The 19046-nt window shown below is 63.1% G+C and carries 17 protein-coding genes, 1 tRNA gene and 1 pseudogene; 9 read left to right on the top strand and 10 right to left on the bottom strand.

Annotated features, from left to right (window positions below):
* Nucleotides 1-184: 184 nt before the first annotated feature.
* The 4 genes from NKH02_RS31865 to NKH02_RS31880 are packed head-to-tail and all read left to right on the top strand — an operon-like array spanning nt 185 to nt 5397.
* Complete coding sequence (locus NKH02_RS31865) at nt 185-1192, top strand: ABC transporter permease (RefSeq protein ID WP_352883663.1); 1008 nt, start codon at nt 185-187, stop codon at nt 1190-1192.
* On the top strand, nt 1193-2329 hold the full coding sequence (locus tag NKH02_RS31870) for an ABC transporter permease (protein ID WP_352883664.1): 1137 nt from the start codon (nt 1193-1195) through the stop codon (nt 2327-2329).
* Nucleotides 2330-2339: 10 nt separating this feature from the next.
* Nucleotides 2340-4007: an ABC transporter ATP-binding protein gene (locus NKH02_RS31875; protein WP_352883666.1), complete on the top strand. Its 1668-nt coding sequence runs from the start codon at nt 2340-2342 to the stop codon at nt 4005-4007.
* Nucleotides 4008-4026: 19 nt separating this feature from the next.
* Nucleotides 4027-5397: an alpha-glucosidase/alpha-galactosidase gene (locus NKH02_RS31880; RefSeq protein ID WP_352883667.1), complete on the top strand. Its 1371-nt coding sequence runs from the start codon at nt 4027-4029 to the stop codon at nt 5395-5397.
* A gap of 4 nt (nt 5398-5401) precedes the next feature.
* On the opposite strand, the gene yacG is transcribed toward NKH02_RS31880, so the two are convergent.
* From yacG to NKH02_RS31925, 9 genes are all read right to left on the bottom strand, one after another.
* On the bottom strand, nt 5402-5599 hold the full coding sequence (gene yacG, locus NKH02_RS31885) for a DNA gyrase inhibitor YacG (RefSeq protein WP_352628423.1): 198 nt from the start codon (nt 5597-5599) through the stop codon (nt 5402-5404).
* Entirely contained in the window at nt 5596-6225 is a 630-nt protein-coding gene (locus NKH02_RS31890; protein WP_352883669.1) for a Maf-like protein, read from the bottom strand. Before NKH02_RS31890 ends, yacG begins: the two co-directional genes overlap by 4 nt.
* A 21-nt stretch (nt 6226-6246) precedes the next feature.
* A complete protein-coding gene (gene infA, locus NKH02_RS31895; RefSeq protein WP_006200926.1) occupies nt 6247-6465 on the bottom strand; it encodes a translation initiation factor IF-1 in 219 nt (72 codons plus the stop codon).
* Between the two features lie 198 nt (nt 6466-6663).
* Complete coding sequence (locus NKH02_RS31900) at nt 6664-7134, bottom strand: arsenate-mycothiol transferase ArsC (protein WP_352883685.1); 471 nt, start codon at nt 7132-7134, stop codon at nt 6664-6666.
* Nucleotides 7122-7607, bottom strand: a complete 486-nt coding sequence (locus NKH02_RS31905; RefSeq protein WP_352869692.1) for a UPF0262 family protein — start codon at nt 7605-7607, stop codon at nt 7122-7124. The genes NKH02_RS31900 and NKH02_RS31905 overlap by 13 nt, the downstream gene beginning before the upstream one ends.
* Nucleotides 7608-7612: 5 nt before the next feature.
* Nucleotides 7613-8905 (bottom strand): histidinol dehydrogenase, encoded by a 1293-nt coding sequence (gene hisD / locus NKH02_RS31910; RefSeq protein ID WP_352883671.1) that lies wholly within the window; start codon nt 8903-8905, stop codon nt 7613-7615.
* Nucleotides 8906-8912: 7 nt separating this feature from the next.
* The gene (locus tag NKH02_RS31915; protein ID WP_352883673.1) at nt 8913-9347 is read right to left on the bottom strand and encodes a DUF2948 family protein; all 435 of its coding nucleotides are present in this window, start codon (nt 9345-9347) and stop codon (nt 8913-8915) included.
* Between the two features lie 91 nt (nt 9348-9438).
* A complete protein-coding gene (gene murA, locus NKH02_RS31920; protein WP_352883675.1) occupies nt 9439-10731 on the bottom strand; it encodes a UDP-N-acetylglucosamine 1-carboxyvinyltransferase in 1293 nt (430 codons plus the stop codon).
* A gap of 148 nt (nt 10732-10879) precedes the next feature.
* Nucleotides 10880-11074 (bottom strand): hypothetical protein, encoded by a 195-nt coding sequence (locus NKH02_RS31925; protein ID WP_352883676.1) that lies wholly within the window; start codon nt 11072-11074, stop codon nt 10880-10882.
* Between the two features lie 161 nt (nt 11075-11235).
* Here NKH02_RS31925 and NKH02_RS31930 point away from each other — a divergent pair.
* A tRNA-Thr gene (locus tag NKH02_RS31930) sits at nt 11236-11310 on the top strand.
* Between the two features lie 96 nt (nt 11311-11406).
* Here the strand turns inward: NKH02_RS31930 and NKH02_RS34635 are convergent.
* A pseudogene (locus NKH02_RS34635) lies at nt 11407-11514 on the bottom strand (SAM-dependent methyltransferase); the annotation flags it as partial.
* 126 nt (nt 11515-11640) lie between these two features.
* Between NKH02_RS34635 and metH the strand changes: the two are divergent.
* The 4 genes from metH (at nt 11641) to NKH02_RS31950 (ending at nt 18727) form a co-directional block, all read left to right on the top strand.
* Entirely contained in the window at nt 11641-15450 is a 3810-nt protein-coding gene (gene metH / locus NKH02_RS31935; RefSeq protein WP_352883677.1) for a methionine synthase, read from the top strand.
* Between the two features lie 160 nt (nt 15451-15610).
* A complete protein-coding gene (locus NKH02_RS31940; protein WP_352883679.1) occupies nt 15611-17005 on the top strand; it encodes a multicopper oxidase family protein in 1395 nt (464 codons plus the stop codon).
* An 85-nt stretch (nt 17006-17090) separates the two neighbouring features.
* Nucleotides 17091-18404: an NAD(P)H-dependent oxidoreductase gene (locus tag NKH02_RS31945; RefSeq protein ID WP_352883680.1), complete on the top strand. Its 1314-nt coding sequence runs from the start codon at nt 17091-17093 to the stop codon at nt 18402-18404.
* Nucleotides 18405-18472: 68 nt separating this feature from the next.
* Nucleotides 18473-18727 (top strand): type II toxin-antitoxin system VapB family antitoxin, encoded by a 255-nt coding sequence (locus NKH02_RS31950; protein ID WP_352883682.1) that lies wholly within the window; start codon nt 18473-18475, stop codon nt 18725-18727.
* Nucleotides 18728-19046 lie beyond the last annotated feature (319 nt).

The following is a 19046-nucleotide window of genomic DNA, read 5'->3' on the forward strand; positions in this document are numbered from 1 at the left end:
ACACTTAAATTGTCGTGCCCCCCCCGGCCCCCGCCCCTCACCCCCACCAAAACATCGTCATTTAATTCATTCTACACCCCCCGCATTTCCACTCTCGGGCCCGCGCGGGGGCCGCCCCCCGACAAAGTCAAACCTCCGGACGCAACCAAAGGATGCGATCGGCGAGACAAGAAACGGACCGTCCATGTTGCGATTCCTGCTCACGCGCATAGCGTCGGCAATACCGGTCCTCGCCATTTTGAGCCTGGTCACCTTTGCCATCATCCAGGCGCCGCCCGGCGATTATGCCGACTACATCCGCTCACAGGCGATCAACCAGGGTGGAGCTTCCTTCGCCGAGGCCGACGCGCAGGCCAACGCCTATCGCATCGAGCATGGCCTCGATAAGCCGCTGCCTATCCAGTATCTCAACTGGATCGGCGGCATCATCACCCGCGGCGATTTCGGCTACAGCCTCTACTACAACAAGCCGGTCGCCGATGTGGTCGGCGAGCGCCTGCCGCGCACGCTCATTCTGGCATTGGTCTGCCATCTGCTCGCCTCGGTGCTCGGCATCACATTCGGTATATGGGCGGCGACCCGGCAATACACCTGGATCGACTCGACACTTTCCGCGATCTCTTTCCTCGGCATGACGGTGCCGCGCTTCCTGATGGCGCTGATCATCGTCTATCTCCTGGTCTTCCAGTTCAACGTGTCGGAGATCGGCAGCTTCTTCTCGCCGCAATATGGCGGCGCGCCGTGGTCGTGGGCCAAATTCGTCGACCTGGTCAAGCATGTCTGGCCGGTCGTGGCGATCGCCACCTTCGGCGGCCTCGCCTACAACATGCGCGTCATGCGCGGCAATTTGCTCGACACGCTGAACGCGCAATATGTCGAGACGGCCAGGGCCAAGGGGCTGACCGGCACTGCTGTCGTGATGCGCCACGCCGTGCCCAACGCGCTGCACCCGCTCGTCATGTATCAGGGCGTGGTGCTGCCCTACATGCTAACCGGCGAGATCGAGACCGCGATCATCTTCGCGCTCCCGACCGTCGGCCCGGCGATCGTCGGTTCCATGGCTGTCGGCGACGTCTATGTCACCGCCACGTTCATGATGGTGCTGTCGGCGACGCTGATCGTCGGCAACATCATCGCCGACATGCTGCTGGTGCTGCTCGATCCGCGCGTGCGCCAGTTCGGGGAGGGTTAGATGCTGGCTTTCGACAATCTGCCACCACCGCTGCCCGCCGAAGGCGCCATCGGGAAGCCGCAGCGCGGCAATGAGAGCTATATCGCCCTTGTCTGGCGCCGGTTGAAGCGCTCCTGGACCGGCACGGCCGGGCTTTGGCTTGTCGTGCTCCTGTTGATAATGGCCGTGTTCGCCGAGTTCATCGCGCCGATGGACCCGAAGGTCACGGATGTCGGCTTCGCTCCGCCGCAGGTGCCTGTTTTCCATGACAAGGACGGAGGTTTCACCGCGCGGCCGAGGGTCTATGCGCTGGCCGATTCGGCGGATCTCGATCCGGTCACCTTCCAGCCCGTCGTCGGCCCCGACTATGACCATCCAAGGCTGCTTGGTTTCTTCGTGCATGGCGCGCCCTACAAGCTGTTCGGGCTGTTGCCGGCGGACCGGCATCTGTTCGGCTCTCTGGACGGCCAGCCGGTGCATTTCCTCGGCACCGACAAGTTCGGCCGCGACGTGCTGTCCCGCGCCATCCATGGCTCGCGCGTCTCGCTTATGATCGCGCTGACGGTCGTCTTCATCATCACCGTCATCGGCACCACCGTCGGCATGGTCTCCGGCTATTTCGGCGGCAGGTTCGATGTCTGGATGCAGCGTTTCGTCGAACTGGTGCTCGCCTTCCCGCAACTGCCGCTTTACCTGGCGCTGACGACATTGATCCCGGTTACCGCGCCCACCAATGTCTTCCTCGCTTTCGTCATCATCGTCATGTCGGCATTGGGTTGGGCGCAGATGTCGCGCGAGGTGCGCGGCAAGACTTTGGCGCTGGCGCGGATCGAGTATGTGCGCGCCGCCATGGCGGTCGGCGCCACCGACCGGCGCATCATCATGCAGCACATCTTCCCCAATGTGATGAGCCATGTGATCGTCGCCGTGACGCTGGCGATCCCGACGGTGGTGCTGCTTGAATCGTTCCTCGGTTTCCTCGGCTTCGCCGTCAAGCCGCCGCTGATCTCGTGGGGCCTGATGCTGCAGGACACCGCGACCTATTCCGTCATCGGCACCTATCCCTGGATCCTGTCGCCGGTAGGTTTCGTGCTCGTCACCGTCTTTGCCTTCAACGCGCTGGGCGACGGCCTGCGCGACGCCGTCGACCCCTATTGAGGTGGAACAGATGACAGTCGCGCTCGCCGAATCCTTTGCACCAACCGTCCGTCACGACCATGACGGACGCCAGGACCAGCCCATCATCGACGCCCGCAACGTCGCCGTGGCCTTCAAGGTCGAGTATGGCGTCGTCGACGCGGTCAAGGACATCTCGTTCCAGCTCTATCGCGGCGAGACGATCGCAATCGTCGGCGAATCCGGTTCCGGAAAGTCAGTGACGGCGCGCACCGTCATGGGCCTGCTGTCGCGGCGCGCCACGGTGTCGCCCGGGTCGAGTGTCTGTTACGACGGGCAAAACATCCTGAAGTTTCCCGAGAGCGCCCGGCGCAAGCTGCGCGGCAACCGCATCTCGATGATCTTCCAGGAGCCGATGAGCTCCCTCAACCCGATCTATACGGTCGGCAGCCAGATCGTCGAGGCGATCAGGGTGCATCGCAAGGTCAGCCGCAAGCAGGCCTGGGCGCGAGCGCTGGAACTTCTGCAGCACGTGCAGATTCCCGATCCTGTCGCGCGGCTCAAGCAGTATCCGCACCAGCTATCGGGCGGACAACGCCAGCGCGTGATGATTGCCATGGCGCTGGCCAACAATCCCGATGTCTTGATCGCCGATGAGCCGACCACGGCGCTCGATGTCACCGTCCAGGCCCAGATCCTGAACCTGATCCGCAGCCTGCAGAACGAGCTGCGCATGGCGGTGATCCTGATTACCCACGACCTGACCGTCGTGCGTCAGTTCTCCGACTACGTCTATGTCATGCAGCATGGCGAAATGTGCGAGCACAACGTCACCGAGCGGCTCTTCGCCGATCCGCGGCATCCCTATACGAGGCGGCTGCTGGCTTCCGAGCCGCGCGGACAGCCGAAACCGCTGCCCGACGGTTGCGGCACCATTCTCGAGGCCAGCGGCGTGCGCGTCTCCTTCATGCTGCGCCACGGCACCTTCCTGAAACCTGACTGGCGGGAGCTGGTCGCCGTCGACGATCTCAGCCTCAGCCTGTGCCGCCATGAGACGCTGGGGCTGGTCGGCGAGTCCGGTTCCGGCAAGACTACCTTCGGCCAGGCCCTGCTCCGGTTGATAGATACCAAGCGCGGCGAGATACGGTTCGATGGCAAGCCGATCCACGGTCTGTCGCGGGCCGAGATGCGGCCGCTGCGCTCGCGCATGCAGATCGTCTTCCAGGATCCGTTCTCCTCGCTCAACCCGCGCATGACGATCGGCCAGATCATCGAGGAAGGGCTGATCGTCAACAGCATAGGGGCGACACGGCGCGAGCGGGTCGATCGGGTGCGCGAGGCGCTGGTCAGCGCCGGCATGCCCGGCGATATACTGTCGCGGTTTCCGCACGAATTCTCCGGCGGCCAGCGGCAACGCGTCGCGATCGCCCGCGCCATCGCATTGGAACCTGAATTCATCCTGCTCGACGAGCCGACATCGGCGCTGGACCTGTCCGTCCAGGCGCAGATCATCGACCTGCTGCGCAAGCTGCAGGACGAGCGCGGTCTCAGCTACCTCTTCATCTCGCACGACCTCAAGGTGGTGCGCGCACTGTGCCACCGCGTCATCGTCATGCAGAATGGCAAGATCGTCGAGCAGGGCCCGGTCGACGACGTCCTGTCCAATCCCAAGACCGCCTACACCGAACGGCTCGTCAGGGCCGCTTTCGACGTGGCCTGAACATATGCCGGAGGTTAGCATGGCAAGAAATCCCAAGATCACTTTCATCGGCGCCGGCTCGACGGTGTTCATGAAGAACATTGTCGGCGACGTGCTGCAGCGCCCGTCGCTTTCGGGCGCGACGATCGCGCTGATGGACGTCAATCCGCAGCGGCTGGAAGAGAGCGCCATCGTCGTCAACAAGCTGATCGCGACACTCGGCGTCAAGGCAAAGACCGAGACCCATTCGGACCAGCGCAAGGCGCTGGCCGGCGCCGACTTCGTCGTCGTCGCCTTCCAGATTGGCGGCTATGAGCCCTGCACGGTCACCGATTTCGAAGTGCCGAAGAAATACGGCCTGCGCCAGACGATCGCCGACACGCTCGGCGTCGGCGGCATCATGCGGGGCCTCCGGACCGTGCCGCATCTGTGGAAGGTCTGCGAGGACATGCTCGCCGTCTGCCCGCAGGCGATCATGCTGCAATATGTCAATCCGATGGCGATCAACACCTGGGCGATATCAGAGAAATATCCCGAGATCAGGCAGGTCGGCCTCTGCCATTCGGTGCAGGGCACGGCAATGGAGCTGGCGCACGATCTCGACATTCCTTACGAAGAAATCCGCTATCGCTCGGCCGGCATCAACCACATGGCCTTTTATCTCAGCTTCGAGCATCGCCAGCCGGACGGTTCCTACCGCAATCTCTATCCAGATCTGGTGCGCGCCTATCGCGAAGGCCGCGCGCCCAAGCCTGGCTGGAACCCGCGCTGCCCCAACAAGGTGCGCTACGAGATGCTGACCAGGCTCGGCTATTTCGTCACCGAAAGCTCGGAGCATTTCGCCGAATACACGCCCTATTTCATCAAGGACGGCCGCCCGGACCTGATCGAGAAATACGGCATCCCGCTGGATGAATATCCCAAGCGCTGCATCGAGCAGATCGAGCGCTGGAAGGGACAGGCGGAAGCCTATCGTTCGGCCGATCGCATCGAGGTCGAGCAGTCGAAGGAATATGCCTCCTCGATCATGAATTCGGTCTGGACCGGCGAACCGTCGGTGATCTACGGCAATGTCCGCAACAATGGCTGCATCACCTCGCTGCCTCGCGATTGCGCCGCCGAGGTGCCATGCCTGGTCGATGCTTCCGGCATCCAGCCGACTTATATCGGCGAGTTGCCGCCGCAATTGACCGCGCTGATCCGCACCAACATCAACGTGCAGGAACTGACGGTGCGGGCGCTGATGACGGAGAACTGCGACCACATCTACCATGCGGCGATGATGGACCCGCATACCGCCGCCGAGCTTGATCTCGACCAGATCTGGTCACTGGTCGACGACCTTCTCGCCGCTCATGGCGACTGGCTGCCGGCCTGGGCGCGCGTGGCGCGCAAGACCGAGGCCGCCTGACGCCTTATTTAGGAGCGTCGGGGTCGGTCTCTTCCTCGTCGTCGCGGGCCTTGATGACATAGGCGCCCTTCAGCCAGCGGTTGAGGTCGATGTCCTTGCAGCGCGTCGAGCAGAACGGAAAAGTGTCGCGCGCCGATGGCTTCCCGCATTCGGGGCAGGGGCGCTTGGGACGCAAGGGCGTGACTTTGGGGTCGGAACTCATAGCCGTGCGCCTGACAGCCAGCCGCCATGCACCTCGAAGCCTTCGCCGCTCAACAGCGCCACCGTCTCATAGAGCGGCAGCCCGACGACGTTGGTGTAGGAACCGACCAGCTTGACGACGAACGCGCCGGCGAGACCCTGGACGGCGTAGCCGCCGGCCTTGCCGCGCCATTCGCCCGAGGCGACATAGGCGTCGATTTCCTCGCGCGGCAGCCGCTTGAAGCGCACCCGCGTCTCGACCAGCCGCTGGCGCAGTTTGCCGCCCGGCGTGATCAGGCAGATGCCGGAATAGACCCGGTGCGAACGGCCGGACAACAGCCCGAGGCAGTTGGCGGCGTCGTCGAGGGTTTCCGCCTTGGGCAGGATGCGCCGCCCGACGGCGACCACCGTGTCGGCGGCCAGCACGAAGCCCGGCGCGTAGTCGGCTTCGGTCTTCAGCGACGCGAACGCCTTCTCGGCCTTTTCCTTCGACAGCCGTTTGGCCAGCGAGCGCGGATGCTCGGCACGCAGCGGCGTTTCGTCGACATCGGCCGGCAGCACGCGGTCCGGCTCGATGCCGGCCTGCTGCAAGAGCTCGATCCGGCGCGGCGAACCCGAGGCAAGCACCAGCTTCTGCAAAATGCTCATCGCGGACCAGTCGGGCTTTGCTTACTTGAAACGATAGGTGATGCGGCCCTTGGTCAGGTCGTATGGCGTCATCTCGACCAGAACCTTGTCACCGGTCAGCACGCGGATGCGGTTCTTGCGCATGCGGCCGGCCGTGTGGGCGATGATCTCATGTTCGTTTTCGAGCTTTACCCGGAACATCGCGTTGGGCAACAATTCCGTCACGACACCCGGAAACTCGAGGACTTCTTCCTTCGGCATTCGATACCTTTGCTTGGATGGTAGTTCCAGCGCCTAGAGCATGATGCCGAAAAGTGTGAAGCGGTTTTCGGACGACATCATGCTCTACTTCTTGATTTAGAGGCGGATTCAGATTTCAGGTCGAACAGACCTGAAATCATCCGACTCTGCCGGAATTTCGGCGGAACCTATATGATAATCGCCCGCTTGTGAACACGCTTAATCCGTCGCGTTTTTAGCTTCCGGAAGCAAAAAACGTCGGCCTATGCGCAACTTCAGCCGCTCGCGCACGTCGCGATAACTGGCCATGATCTGTTCGCGCGTGCCGCCGGCATCGGTAGGGTCCGGCATCGGCCAGTATTCGACCTCGACGGCGAGCGAGCGGGTGAGTTCGAGAGCCGCGTGGTGCGCTTCCGGAGCCAGCGTGACGATGAGGTCGAAATAGTCGTCCTCGAGATCGTCCATCGTCCTTGGGTGACGCTCGCCCAGTGTGAGACCCTCCTCGGCGAGCACCGCATCGACGAACGGATCGCGCTCGCCCGCGCGAACGCCGGCCGAGGCGACGAAGATGGTGGCAGGCAGCATCCGCCTCGCCAGTTGCTCCGCCATCGGCGAGCGCACGGCGTTCATGCCGCACACGAACAGGATCGAACGGGGCAGGGCGCCGGGTGCCAGGGCTAGCCCCGCCAGTGCAGCACGCAGACCAGCGTGAACAGCCGGCGCGCCGTATCGAAGTCGATGTCGATCTTACCGGAAAGCCGGTCCATCAGCGTCCGCGAGCCTTCATTGTGCAGGCCGCGGCGGCCCATGTCGATCGCCTCGATGTGGCTTGGCGTCGAGGAGCGGATGGCGTCATAGTAGCTTTCGCAGATCATGTAGTAGTCCTTGACGATGCGCCTGAGCGGCGTCAGCGACAAGATATGGGTGACGACGGGGGCCCCATCCTCTCGCGCCACGGCAAAGACCAGGCGCTTCTCGGCCAGCGACAGTTTCAGCCGATAAGGGCCGGCGCCGCCGTCATTGACGGGTTGAAAACTGTTTTCCTCGATCAGGTCGAAGATCGCCACCGCGCGTTCATGCTCGACATCGGGTGTCGAGCGGCCGATCGATTCATCGAGTTCGACATCGATCAGCCTGGCGCGGGTTTGATCGGAGTCGGACATGGCGGCTACATGTTCAACCGTATGGCGACGGAACGTGCATGTGCATCAAGGCCTTCCGCCTTGGCCAGCGCGATCGCCGCCGGCGCCAAGATCCGCAACTGCTCCGGCCCAAGCTTGAGGATCGAGGTGCGCTTGACGAAATCGAGCACGGACAGCCCGGACGAGAAACGTGCCGAACGTGCCGTTGGCAGCACATGGTTGGATCCGCCGACATAGTCGCCGATGGCTTCCGGGGTATGGCGGCCGAGAAAGACGGCACCCGCATTGCGCATCCGCGACAGGAAACCCTCGGCATCGTCGATTGCCAATTCGACATGTTCGGCGGCGATACGGTCGACCAGCGGCAGCGCTGCCTCGATCGTCGGCACCAGGATCACCGCGCCGAAATCGCGCCAGCTTGCTGCTGCCGTTTCGGCGCGCGGCAGGTTCTGCAACTGGCGTTCGACCGCCTGTTCGACGGCGATGCCGAAGGCCGGGTCGTCGGTGACCAGAATCGACTGCGCCGACGCATCGTGCTCGGCCTGAGCCAGCAAATCGGCGGCGATCCAGTCCGGGTCGTTGCTGCCGTCAGCCACGACGAGCACTTCCGACGGCCCGGCGATCATGTCGATGCCGACGGTGCCGAACACCTGGCGCTTGGCCGCTGCGACATAGGCATTGCCCGGACCGACGATCTTGGCGACCGGCTTTATAGTCTCGGTGCCATAGGCAAGCGCTGCGATCGCCTGGGCGCCGCCGACGCGGTAGATTTCCGACACGCCTGATATATCCGCGGCCACCAGCACCAGCGGGTTGATGCTGCCGCCTGGCGCCGGCACGACCATGACGATGCGCTCGACGCCGGCCACCCTGGCCGGGACGGCGTTCATCAGCACCGAGCTTGGATAGCTCGCCGTGCCGCCCGGCACATAGAGCCCGACCGCCTCGATCGCCGTCCAGCGCCAACCGAGTTCGACGCCGGCGGCATCGGTATAGCGATCGTCCTTCGGCCGCTGCCGTTCGTGATGCGAGCGGATGCGGTCGCGCGCGAATTCCAGCGCCTCGATCGTTTTTGGGTCAGCGGCCTTGTAAGCCTGGGCGATGTCGTCCTTCGAGACGGCGATGCCCAATCCAGCCAGATCGGCGCGATCGAATTTCTGCGAATAGTCCATCAACGCCGCGTCGCCCTCTGCGCGCACGCGCGCGATGATGTCGCGCACCGCGGCGTCGACGTCGGCGGACACTTCCCGCTTGGTCAGGAGGAAGGCGGCGAAACGCTGCTCGAAATCGGCGTCGGACTGACGAAGCGTGATGGCCATCGGATGTTCAGGCCTTGTGGATCGGGCGCGAGCTGGCTTCCCAGGCGCCGCCGATGTCGGCAAGGCGGGCCTCGATGCACTCGACATCGAGCATGATGGTGCCGCCGCCCGCAAAGATCAGTTCGACGATACCGGCCGGCTTGCTGATCTCGATGAAGCTGATCGCCAGCAGGGACAGTACCTCAGCCGGCTTGTCGCGGGCGATGCCGTTGGTCTTGGCACCAAGCACCCGGTCGAAATGCAGCACCGCCTGCCGCCGCTCATTGTGCTGGCGAAACAGGCCGGATTTGGCCTCCCAGACGAAACGGTTCATGGTCAGCAGGAAACGCCTGGCCGCGGGCAGGAATTCGAGGTCACTGACCTTCATCACGGCATCCTGGACATGGGCCGAAACGATGCTCAGATCCTGGTCGTCGAGCGCGATAAGCTTAAGGGCAGTCATGCGGATTTCGCACCTGAAGGTTGATAACTGAACCTTCTGTTAGGCGGTCTTTCCCGTCCGCGCAACCGCACCGCACGGCCTTGCGAATGGCCTATGCGGAAATCCGCTCGATCACCGCGCCGCAGTTGGACAGCTTTTCTTCCAGCCGCTCGAAGCCGCGGTCGAGATGATAGACGCGGTTGACCGTCGTCTCGCCTTCGGCCGCCAGGCCGGCGATGACCAGCGAGACCGAGGCGCGAAGATCGGTCGCCATGACCGGCGCGCCCTTCAACTTCGGCACGCCGTCGACGATTGCCGTCTGGCCCGAAAGCGTGATGTGGGCGCCGAGCCGGGCCAGTTCCTGCACATGCATGAAGCGGTTTTCGAAAATCGTCTCGGTGATGCGCGACTTGCCCTTGGCCATCGTCATCAGGCCCATGAATTGCGCCTGCAAATCGGTCGGGAAGCCCGGGAACGGCGCCGTCGTCACGTCGACCGGGGAAATGCCGGCGCCGTTGCGCTTCACACGAATGCCGGAATTGGTTTGCGTGATCTCCGCACCCGTCTGCGAGATCACGTCGAGCGCCGTCTGCAGCAATTCGGGGCGTGCGCCCTCGAGCACGACGTCGCCGCCGGTCATTGCCACCGCCATTGCGTAGGTGCCGGTCTCGATGCGGTCGGGAATGACGCGCACGCGGGCACCCGACAGCGATTCGACGCCGTCGATGGTGATAACAGGCGTTCCGGCGCCGGAAATCTTCGCGCCCATGGCGTTGAGGCACTCGGCGAGGTTGACGATCTCAGGTTCGCAGGCGGCATTGTCGAGAACCGTCTCGCCCTTGGCCAGTGCCGCAGCCATCATCAGCACATGGGTGGCGCCGACCGAGACCTTCGGGAACACGTAGCGGTTGCCGACCAACCGGCCATTCCTGGTCTTGGCAATGACATAGCCGGTGTCGACGTCGATATCGGCGCCCAGCGCCTGCAGGCCCTCGAGGAACAGATCGACCGGGCGCGTGCCGATGGCGCAACCGCCCGGCAGCGACACCTTGGCCTCGCCCATGCGGGCCAGCAGCGGGCCGATCACCCAGAACGACGCCCGCATCTTCGACACCAGTTCATAGGGCGCCGTCGTGTCGACGATGTTGCGGGCGGAGAAATTGATGGTGCGCGAATAGCCTTCATTCTGCTTCTCGCGGCGGCCATTGACCGAATAATCGACGCCGTGATTGCCCAGGATGCGGATCAACTGCTCGACATCGGCCAGATGCGGCACGTTTTCCAGCGTCAGCGTGTCGTCGGTCAAGAGCGAGGCGATCATCAGGGGCAGGGCCGCGTTTTTCGCGCCCGAGATCGGAATGCTTCCGGCAAGCTTGTTGCCGCCGACAATTCTGATGCGATCCATGGAAGAACGTCCCTCTCGGCTCGAAAAGAACCGGTTCAATCGTTTGAGTATCGGCCCGTCTAGACCATTGGCCAATCTGGTTCAAGGAATTGGCTGGTTCAAGAAATAGGATTTCGCCCCATCCCGGGCCAAGAGTGGCCGATTTGAGTTAATCTTTTTGTATTTCCCTTGCCGCGCCGAGCCCGTCCGGCCGCTGATCCGCATTGCCGGCGCGCCGCGAGCGCGACTGCGCCTTGCGCTTCTGCAAATTGGCGCGCAATTGCTCGGCCAGCCGGTCCTTGCGGTTGGCGCCGCTCTTTTTCGCTGGACCAGCCCTTTTCAGTGGAATTGTCTTGTCGTTCATCGTCCCGTCCCGGCCGGCGACCAGCCAACCCGTCAATCAGGGATAGCCAACATTGTGGCGCCGCCATGTCGATAAAAGCTATCCGGCAAAGGCTTTCACAGAAGCGTTGCACTTGGCCTTGCGCTTGCCGGTTCGATATGGCAGAAGCCCCGCCATCAGCGGCTGCGGTAGCTCAGTGGTAGAGCACTCCCTTGGTAAGGGAGAGGTCGAGAGTTCAATCCTCTCTCGCAGCACCATTCCAAGCCGTTGTTTGGAAACAACTACCGGGCACCATCAGTACGGTGAAAGCGGGCGCGACCGTCCGCAACGATCGGCCCGAAACGGCTTCCGTGATACTCGTTCGTGCCGCGGAACAGGCAGATGCCATGGTCGTGCCAACCCAATCCATTGCCCGAACGGAATGCTTGTCCGACCTTCTCCTCGTCCAGCCACCCGCGCTGACGGAAGGATTGCGCTCGTGAGCCAGGCGAAAGCAACAGCACGTGACAATGACGAGCGCTTGCCGTATATTGACATAAAGATATCCTTATGTGACATGAAAAGGCCTGTCGCCAAAGGGATAAAAAATGTCGCAGAATTCTGCATCGCTGGACGCGTTGTTCGGCCCCGTCGCGGCAAAGCCCGACGGGTCGGAAGTGCTTGCGGCGCTGACGGCGGCGGCGCGCGAACGCATCCTCGTCCTTGACGGCGCCATGGGCACACAGATCCAAGGCCTGGGTTTCGATGAAGACCAGTTCCGCGGCGAAGCCTTCGCCGGCTGCGCCTGCCACCAGCAAGGCAACAATGATCTTCTGATCCTGACGCAGCCGCAGGCGATCGAGGAAATCCACTATCAATACGCCATTGCAGGCGCGGATATCCTCGAGACCAACACCTTCTCCTCGACGTCGATCGCCCAGGCCGACTACGGCATGGAGGATGCCGTCTATGCGCTAAATCGCGATGGCGCGCGGCTGGTACGGCGCGCCGCTGTTCGTGCCGAGCAGGAGGATGGCAAGCGCCGTTTCGTTGCCGGCGCGCTGGGGCCAACCAATCGCACCGCCTCGATGTCGCCCGACGTCAACAATCCCGGCTATCGTGCCGTGACCTTCGACGATCTGCGCCTGGCCTATGGCGAACAGCTGCGCGGCCTGATCGACGGTGGCGCCGACATCATCCTGATCGAGACCATCTTCGACACGCTGAACGCCAAGGCGGCGATCTTCGCGGCAGAAGAGATCTTCAACGAGAAGGGCGTGCGCCTGCCGGTGATGATTTCCGGCACAATAACAGACCTGTCCGGCCGCACGCTGTCCGGCCAGACGCCGACGGCCTTCTGGCATTCGGTGCGCCATGCCAGTCCCTTCACCATCGGCCTCAACTGCGCGCTCGGCGCCAACGCCATGCGCGCGCATCTGGCCGAGATATCAGGCGTCGCCAACACCTTCACCTGCGCCTATCCCAACGCCGGCCTGCCCAATGAATTCGGCCGTTATGACGAGAGCCCGGAATTCATGGCCGCGCAGATCGAGGATTTTGCCCGCGAGGGGCTGGTCAACGTCGTCGGCGGCTGCTGCGGCTCGACCCCGGATCACATCCGCGCCATCGCTGAAGCGGTGAAGAAATATCCGCCGCGCGCCATTCCGGAGATCGAGCGCAAGATGCGCCTTTCCGGGCTGGAGCCGTTCACGCTGACCGACGAGATTCCCTTCGTCAATGTCGGCGAGCGCACCAATGTCACCGGATCGGCCAAGTTCAGGAAGCTGATCACGGCGGGCGACTATGTCGCCGCGCTCGACGTGGCGCGCGACCAGGTCGCCAACGGCGCGCAGATCATCGACATCAACATGGACGAGGGACTGATCGATTCGAAGAAGGCGATGGTGGAATATCTCAACCTGATCGCCGCCGAGCCGGACATCGCCCGCGTTCCCGTCATGGTCGACAGTTCCAAATGGGAGATCATAGAGGCCGGCCTGAAATGCGTGCAGGGCAAGCCGCTGGTCAACTCCATCTCGATGAAGGAAGGCGAAGAGGCGTTCCTGCATCATGCAAGGCTGGTGCGCGCCTATGGCGCCGCTGTGGTCGTCATGGCCTTCGACGAGGACGGCCAGGCCGACACCAAAGCGCGCAAGGTCGAGATCTGCACCCGCGCCTACAAGCTCCTGACCGAACAGGCCGGCTTTCCGCCCGAGGATATCGTCTTCGACCCCAATGTCTTCGCTATCGCCACCGGCATAGAGGAGCACGACAATTACGGCGTCGACTTCATCAAGGCCACGGGCGAGATCACCGGGACGCTGCCGCATGTCCACATTTCCGGCGGCGTGTCGAACCTGTCCTTCTCGTTCCGCGGCAACGAGCCGGTGCGCGAGGCCATGCATGCCGTATTCCTCTACCATGCCATCCAGCGCGGCATGGACATGGGCATCGTCAATGCCGGTCAGCTCGCCGTCTACGACACGATCGAACCGGCGCTGCGCGAGGCCTGCGAGGATGTCGTGCTCAACCGCGTGCCCAAGGCCGGCGGCACCGCCACCGAACGCATGCTGGAGATCGCCGAACGCTTCAAGGGCGCGGCGGGCCAAGAAGCCAAGGAGCGCGATCTCGCCTGGCGCGAATTGCCGGTCGAACAGCGGATCAGCCATGCACTGGTCAACGGCATCACCGAATTCATCGACGCTGACACCGAGGAAGCACGGCTGGCCGCCGAGCGCCCGCTGCATGTCATCGAAGGCCCGCTGATGGCCGGCATGAATGTCGTCGGCGACCTGTTCGGCGCGGGCAAGATGTTCCTGCCGCAAGTGGTGAAGTCCGCGCGGGTGATGAAACAGGCGGTGGCCGGACTATTGCCGCATATGGAGGCCGAGAAGCTGGCCAATGCCGCCAATGGCATTGACAATGGCGAACGCCAGACGGCCGGTAAAATCCTGATGGCGACGGTGAAGGGCGATGTCCACGACATCGGCAAGAATATCGTCGGCGTCGTGCTCGCCTGCAACAATTACGAGATCATCGATCTCGGCGTCATGGTGCCGGCGGCAAAGATACTGCGGACGGCGCGCGAGGAAAATGTCGACATCATCGGCCTGTCCGGCCTGATCACGCCGTCGCTCGACGAGATGGCGCATATGGCCGCCGAGATGGAGCGCGAAGGCTTCGACATCCCGTTGCTGATCGGGGGCGCGACCACCAGCCGCGTCCATACGGCTGTGAAGATCCACCCGCGCTACACCAAGGGGCAGACGGTCTACGTCACCGACGCCAGTCGGGCGGTCGGCGTGGTCTCGTCCTTGCTGTCGATCGAGACCAAAGGCGGCTACGTCGACACGGTGCGCGCTGAATACAAGAGGGTCGCCGACGCGCATGCCCGCTCCGAAGCCGACAAGCAGCGGCTGCCGCTGGCCAAGGCAAGGGCCAATCCGCATCGGATCGAATGGTCTGCCTATGAGCCGCCGAAGCCGTCCTTCACAGGCGTGAAGATCTTCGAGAATTGGGACCTGGCCGAGCTCGCGCGCTACATCGACTGGACGCCGTTCTTCCAGACCTGGGAGCTGAAGGGCCGCTATCCCAAGATCCTGGAGGATGAGGCGCAAGGACCCGCCGCGCGCCAGCTGTTCGAGGATGCGCAGGCGATGCTGAAGCAGATCATTGCCGAAAAATGGTTCGCCCCGCGCGGCGTCATCGGCTTCTGGCCGGCCAACACAGTTGGCGACGACATCAGGCTGTTCAGGGATGACAGGCGATCCCGGGAACTGGCGACCTTTTTCACACTGCGCCAGCAACTGACCAAGCGCGACGGCAAGGCCAATGTCGCGCTGTCGGATTTCGTCGCGCCAATGGATAGCGGCAAGCCCGACTACATCGGCGGCTTCATCGTCACCGCCGGAATCGAGGAGGTGGCGATCGCGGAGCGTTTCGAGCGGGCGAACGACGATTATTCGTCGATCATGGTCAAGGCGCTGGCCGACCGCTTCGCCGAGGCCTTCGCCGAGCGCATGCACGAGAAGGTGCGCAAGGAGTTCTGGGCCTACGCGCCAGACGAATCGTTGGCGCCCGACGAGCTGATCGGCGAGCCCTATCGCGGCATCCGTCCGGCGCCCGGCTACCCGGCGCAACCCGACCACACCGAGAAGGCGACGCTGTTCCGGTTGCTCGACGGCGAGAACAATGCCGGGGTCCGCCTGACCGAGAGCTATGCGATGTGGCCGGGCTCGTCCGTGTCAGGCATCTATCTGTCGCATCCCGAAAGCTACTATTTCGGCGTCGCCAAGGTCGAACGCGATCAGGTCGAGGATTATGCGCGCCGCAAGGCTATGCCGTTGGCCGAGGTCGAGCGCTGGCTTGGCCCCATCCTCAACTACGTGCCGGCACACCATGCCAAGGCGGCTGAATAGCAGCGGCAGGTTCTGTTGTCGGCCAAGCCAAGCGACAACCACACATCGCCATGGCATCGTCGAGATGCAATGTGCCAATATCGGCATCCGCGCCGGTGACTGGCCTCTGATCCAGGATAGCGATAGACCCAAGCAGTCGTCTTTGCAGTTGGAACGCCGAATGACCCTACTCACACGCCGCGGGCTTTTGAAAACGGCCGCGGTTGCCGGCGTGGGCGGGATAGGGTTTTCGGCCATCGGTCGGCTTGGCGGCTGGGCCTCTGCCACGCCCGAGCCGGTGGTTTTGCAGACGGCAAAGATCCAGGCAAAGCTGATGGATATCGGCCAGACCAGGGATGTACTGACCTACGGCAACGCCGGAATGCCGCCCGTGCTCAGAATGAAAAAGGGCGAGCCCTTTGCCGCGCGTCTTGTCAACGCCATCGACGATCCGACGACCATCCACTGGCACGGTATTCGCGTTCCAAACAAGATGGACGGCGTGCCCTTTCTGGTCCAGCCTTATGTCTACACCGGCGATCATTTCGACTACGCCTTCACGCCGCCCGACGCCGGCACCTTCTGGTACCACCCGCATTGCAACACGCTGACCCAGATGGGCCACGGCCTGACGGGCGTGATCGTGGTCGAGAACCCCGGTGATCCGGAATTCGATGCCGAGATTGTCATCAATCTGCGCGACTGGCGCCTCGGCGACGACGGTCAGTTCATCGACCAGTTCCGCCCGCGCGATGCCGCGAGAACCGGCACTTACGGCACAGTGCGCACCGCCAACTGGCTCGATCAGCCGCAATATGACGCGCCGGCCGGAGGGCTGGTGCGGCTCAGGGTCGCCATCACCGACGTCACGCGGATCTATGCCTTTCGCGTCGACGGCGCCGAGGCGACAGTCATGGCGCTCGACGGCAATCCGGTGCCGCGGCGTTTTTCTCCCGAAGCCCTGCTGCTTGGACCCGGCCAGCGCATGGAGCTGGCCATCCGCATGCCCGACGACGAGGGCGCGATCGTCAGCCTGCGGGACGTCAGGGGCACCAAGCCCAAAGTGCTCGCGACCCTTCGCGCGACGGGAAGCTCGCTCAAGCGCGCCATTCGTGATGTTGCACCCCTGGAGGTCAATCCGGTGGCGGAAGTGGACCTCACCAGTGCCAAGCATATTTCCCTGGCGCTCAGCGCCACGGCGGAAAACGTCCCGAGTGACGGCATCTGTGGTTCGCTTGGCTACAGCTTCTGGGCGATCAACAAGGTGCCGTGGTCAGGCGATACGCCGGATCCAACCGCGCCGCTGGCCGAACTGAAGCTCGGCCGGAGCTATGTTATCGACATGGAAAACCTGACGCCGCAATCCCATCCGATGCATCTGCACGGCATGAGCTTCAAGGTGTTGTCGTCCTCGACGCGCCAGGTTGAGCCGATGATTTCGGATACCTATCTCATCCAGCCCAACGAGAAGGTGAGCCTGGGCCTCGTCGCCGACAATCTCGGCGACTGGCTTCTCCACTGCCACGTCATCGAGCACCAGAAATCGGGAATGACGAGCTATCTCAGGGTGGTCTGAAGCCGCGCCGGACGGTTTCGTTGGCAAAAGGGGGCGTTTCCCTGCTATTGCCGCCTCCAACTCAAGAACCATGGGACATTCCCGCATGACCAATGTCGCCCTGACCGGCCTTGCCCGTGATCTCGCCAGGCGCGCCGCCGAGGGCCGCCCGGTGCGCATCGGCGTCATCGGCTCGGGCGAGATGGGCACCGATCTGGTGACGCAAGGCATGCTGATGAAGGGCATTTCGGTTTGCGCCGTTTCGACACGCCGTCCGCACACCGCGCGCGAGGCCATCCGCATCGCCTATGGCGATGAAGCCATGGCGGTCGAGGCCGACAGCGCGTCGAAAGTCACCGCGGCGATCGAGAACGGCAAGATCGCCATCACTTCGAACGAGATGCTGGTCACCAACCCGTTGATCGACGTCGTCATCGACGCCACCGGCAAGCCGGGCGTTGCCGCCGATTTCGACCTGATGGCGATGGAGCATGGCAAGCATCTGGTGATGATGAACGTCGAGGCCGACGTCACCATCGGCTGCTATCTTAAGCAGCAGGCCGACCGGCTTGGCGTCGTCTATTCGGTGGGTGCGGGCGATGAGCCGTCGAGTTGCATGGAACTGATCGAGTTTGCGTCGGCGCTTGGGCTAACCATCGTCTCGGCCGGCAAGGGCAAGAACAACCCACTCAACCACGACGCCGTGCCGGACGACTATCGCGAGGAAGCGGTCCGCCGCAACATGAACCCGCGCATGCTGGTCGAGTTCGTGGACGGTTCCAAGACCATGGTCGAAATGTGCGCCATCGCCAATGCAACCGGGCTGGCGCCCGATGTGCCCGGCATGCACGGCCCAAAGGCCGACCGCGACGATCTCGCCAAGGTGCTCATCCCGCGCGAGGATGGCGGCCTGCTCACGAAGAAAGGCGTCGTCGACTACACGGTCGGCAAGGGCGTCGCGCCCGGCGTCTTCGTCATCGTCGAGGCGACGCATCCGCGCATCATCGAGCGCATGGACGATCTGCATATCGGCCACGGCCCCTATTACAGCCTGTTCAGGCCGTATCATCTGACTTCGCTGGAAGTGCCGCTGACCGCCGCCCGCATCGTGCTTTTCGGCAAGCCCGACATGGTGCCGCTGCCAAGGCCGGTGGCCGAAGTGTGCGCCGTCTCCAAGCGCGACCTTGCCGCCGGCGAGACCTTCGATGCGATCGGCGAGACCTGCTACCGCTCCTGGACCATGACCGTCGGCGAGGCCCGTGCGCAGCGCGCCGTGCCGGTCGGCCTGCTCGAGGGCGGCAAGGTGCTGAAGCCGGTCCGGAAAGGCGAATTGCTGACCGGCGACAATGCCATACCCGACCAGACGACGAGGCTGTTCGCCTTGCGCCGGCTGCAGGACGAGATGCTGTACGGGATATGATGACCACGCTGGCGCGGTCATTACAAAAGTCTAGATTGTTGTGACAGGTATCGCCAAGGATCGGTCACATGAACCTTCGGATAAGGGATCCGCGCGCACGCGAACTCGCTCTTGAGCTTGCGGCCAAACGCAACACTTCCATGACTAAAGCGGTTATCGAAGCGCTTGAATCCGAACTGAAATGGGAAAGAGGCCGCGCCACCTTGGCGGAGCGGCTGGCTGTCATCGCCGCCGATCTCAGGGCGAAAGCAGGCGAGGGTGGTCAGGCCGTGAGCAAGGATGAGATCGGCGCCATGTGGGGCGGCGGCCAGAATGACGCCTGACTAGGTGCACACAGGGTTGATCGGTTGGACGGCCTATTGGCAGCCCGGATTTCGTCGTTCGTTTGGATGGATCAGCATAAATATTCGGGATTGGTCGAAGCCTTACCCCCTTCGTCATCCACAGGCGGAGCAGGAGCGAAGCGACGTCGCGGAGACCCGAGGATCCATTCCGTGCCCTTGGCCGAAGGGTGCAGCGGAGCAGAATTCTGCACCGTGGTGACGCGTTTAAAGTCGCGGCATGGCAACTGTGTTCATGCGAAAGCTTTTTTGTCTCGAATGATGGCGTTTAGGACGACGAGAAGCTTCCTTGCGACGGCGA

This window comes from Mesorhizobium sp. M1396 (genome assembly GCF_040317725.1).
In the GTDB taxonomy this organism is placed as follows: domain Bacteria; phylum Pseudomonadota; class Alphaproteobacteria; order Rhizobiales; family Rhizobiaceae; genus Mesorhizobium.

Excerpts from the sequence above, each read along its gene's own strand:
- NKH02_RS31950 (WP_352883682.1), top strand. The coding sequence starts at position 18,473 with ATGAACCTTCGGATAAGGGATCCGCGCGCACGCGAACTCGCTCTTGAG.
- metH (WP_352883677.1), top strand. The coding sequence starts at position 11,641 with ATGTCGCAGAATTCTGCATCGCTGGACGCGTTGTTCGGCCCCGTCGCG.
- NKH02_RS31890 (WP_352883669.1), bottom strand. The coding sequence starts at position 6,225 with ATGAGCATTTTGCAGAAGCTGGTGCTTGCCTCGGGTTCGCCGCGCCGG.
- NKH02_RS31940 (WP_352883679.1), top strand. The coding sequence starts at position 15,611 with ATGACCCTACTCACACGCCGCGGGCTTTTGAAAACGGCCGCGGTTGCC.
- NKH02_RS31865 (WP_352883663.1), top strand. The coding sequence starts at position 185 with ATGTTGCGATTCCTGCTCACGCGCATAGCGTCGGCAATACCGGTCCTC.
- NKH02_RS31925 (WP_352883676.1), bottom strand. The coding sequence starts at position 11,074 with ATGAACGACAAGACAATTCCACTGAAAAGGGCTGGTCCAGCGAAAAAG.
- NKH02_RS31905 (WP_352869692.1), bottom strand. The coding sequence starts at position 7,607 with ATGTCCGACTCCGATCAAACCCGCGCCAGGCTGATCGATGTCGAACTC.
- yacG (WP_352628423.1), bottom strand. The coding sequence starts at position 5,599 with ATGAGTTCCGACCCCAAAGTCACGCCCTTGCGTCCCAAGCGCCCCTGC.
- NKH02_RS31880 (WP_352883667.1), top strand. The coding sequence starts at position 4,027 with ATGGCAAGAAATCCCAAGATCACTTTCATCGGCGCCGGCTCGACGGTG.
- murA (WP_352883675.1), bottom strand. The coding sequence starts at position 10,731 with ATGGATCGCATCAGAATTGTCGGCGGCAACAAGCTTGCCGGAAGCATT.
- NKH02_RS31870 (WP_352883664.1), top strand. The coding sequence starts at position 1,193 with ATGCTGGCTTTCGACAATCTGCCACCACCGCTGCCCGCCGAAGGCGCC.
- infA (WP_006200926.1), bottom strand. The coding sequence starts at position 6,465 with ATGCCGAAGGAAGAAGTCCTCGAGTTTCCGGGTGTCGTGACGGAATTG.
- hisD (WP_352883671.1), bottom strand. The coding sequence starts at position 8,905 with ATGGCCATCACGCTTCGTCAGTCCGACGCCGATTTCGAGCAGCGTTTC.
- NKH02_RS31875 (WP_352883666.1), top strand. The coding sequence starts at position 2,340 with ATGACAGTCGCGCTCGCCGAATCCTTTGCACCAACCGTCCGTCACGAC.
- NKH02_RS31945 (WP_352883680.1), top strand. The coding sequence starts at position 17,091 with ATGACCAATGTCGCCCTGACCGGCCTTGCCCGTGATCTCGCCAGGCGC.
- NKH02_RS31915 (WP_352883673.1), bottom strand. The coding sequence starts at position 9,347 with ATGACTGCCCTTAAGCTTATCGCGCTCGACGACCAGGATCTGAGCATC.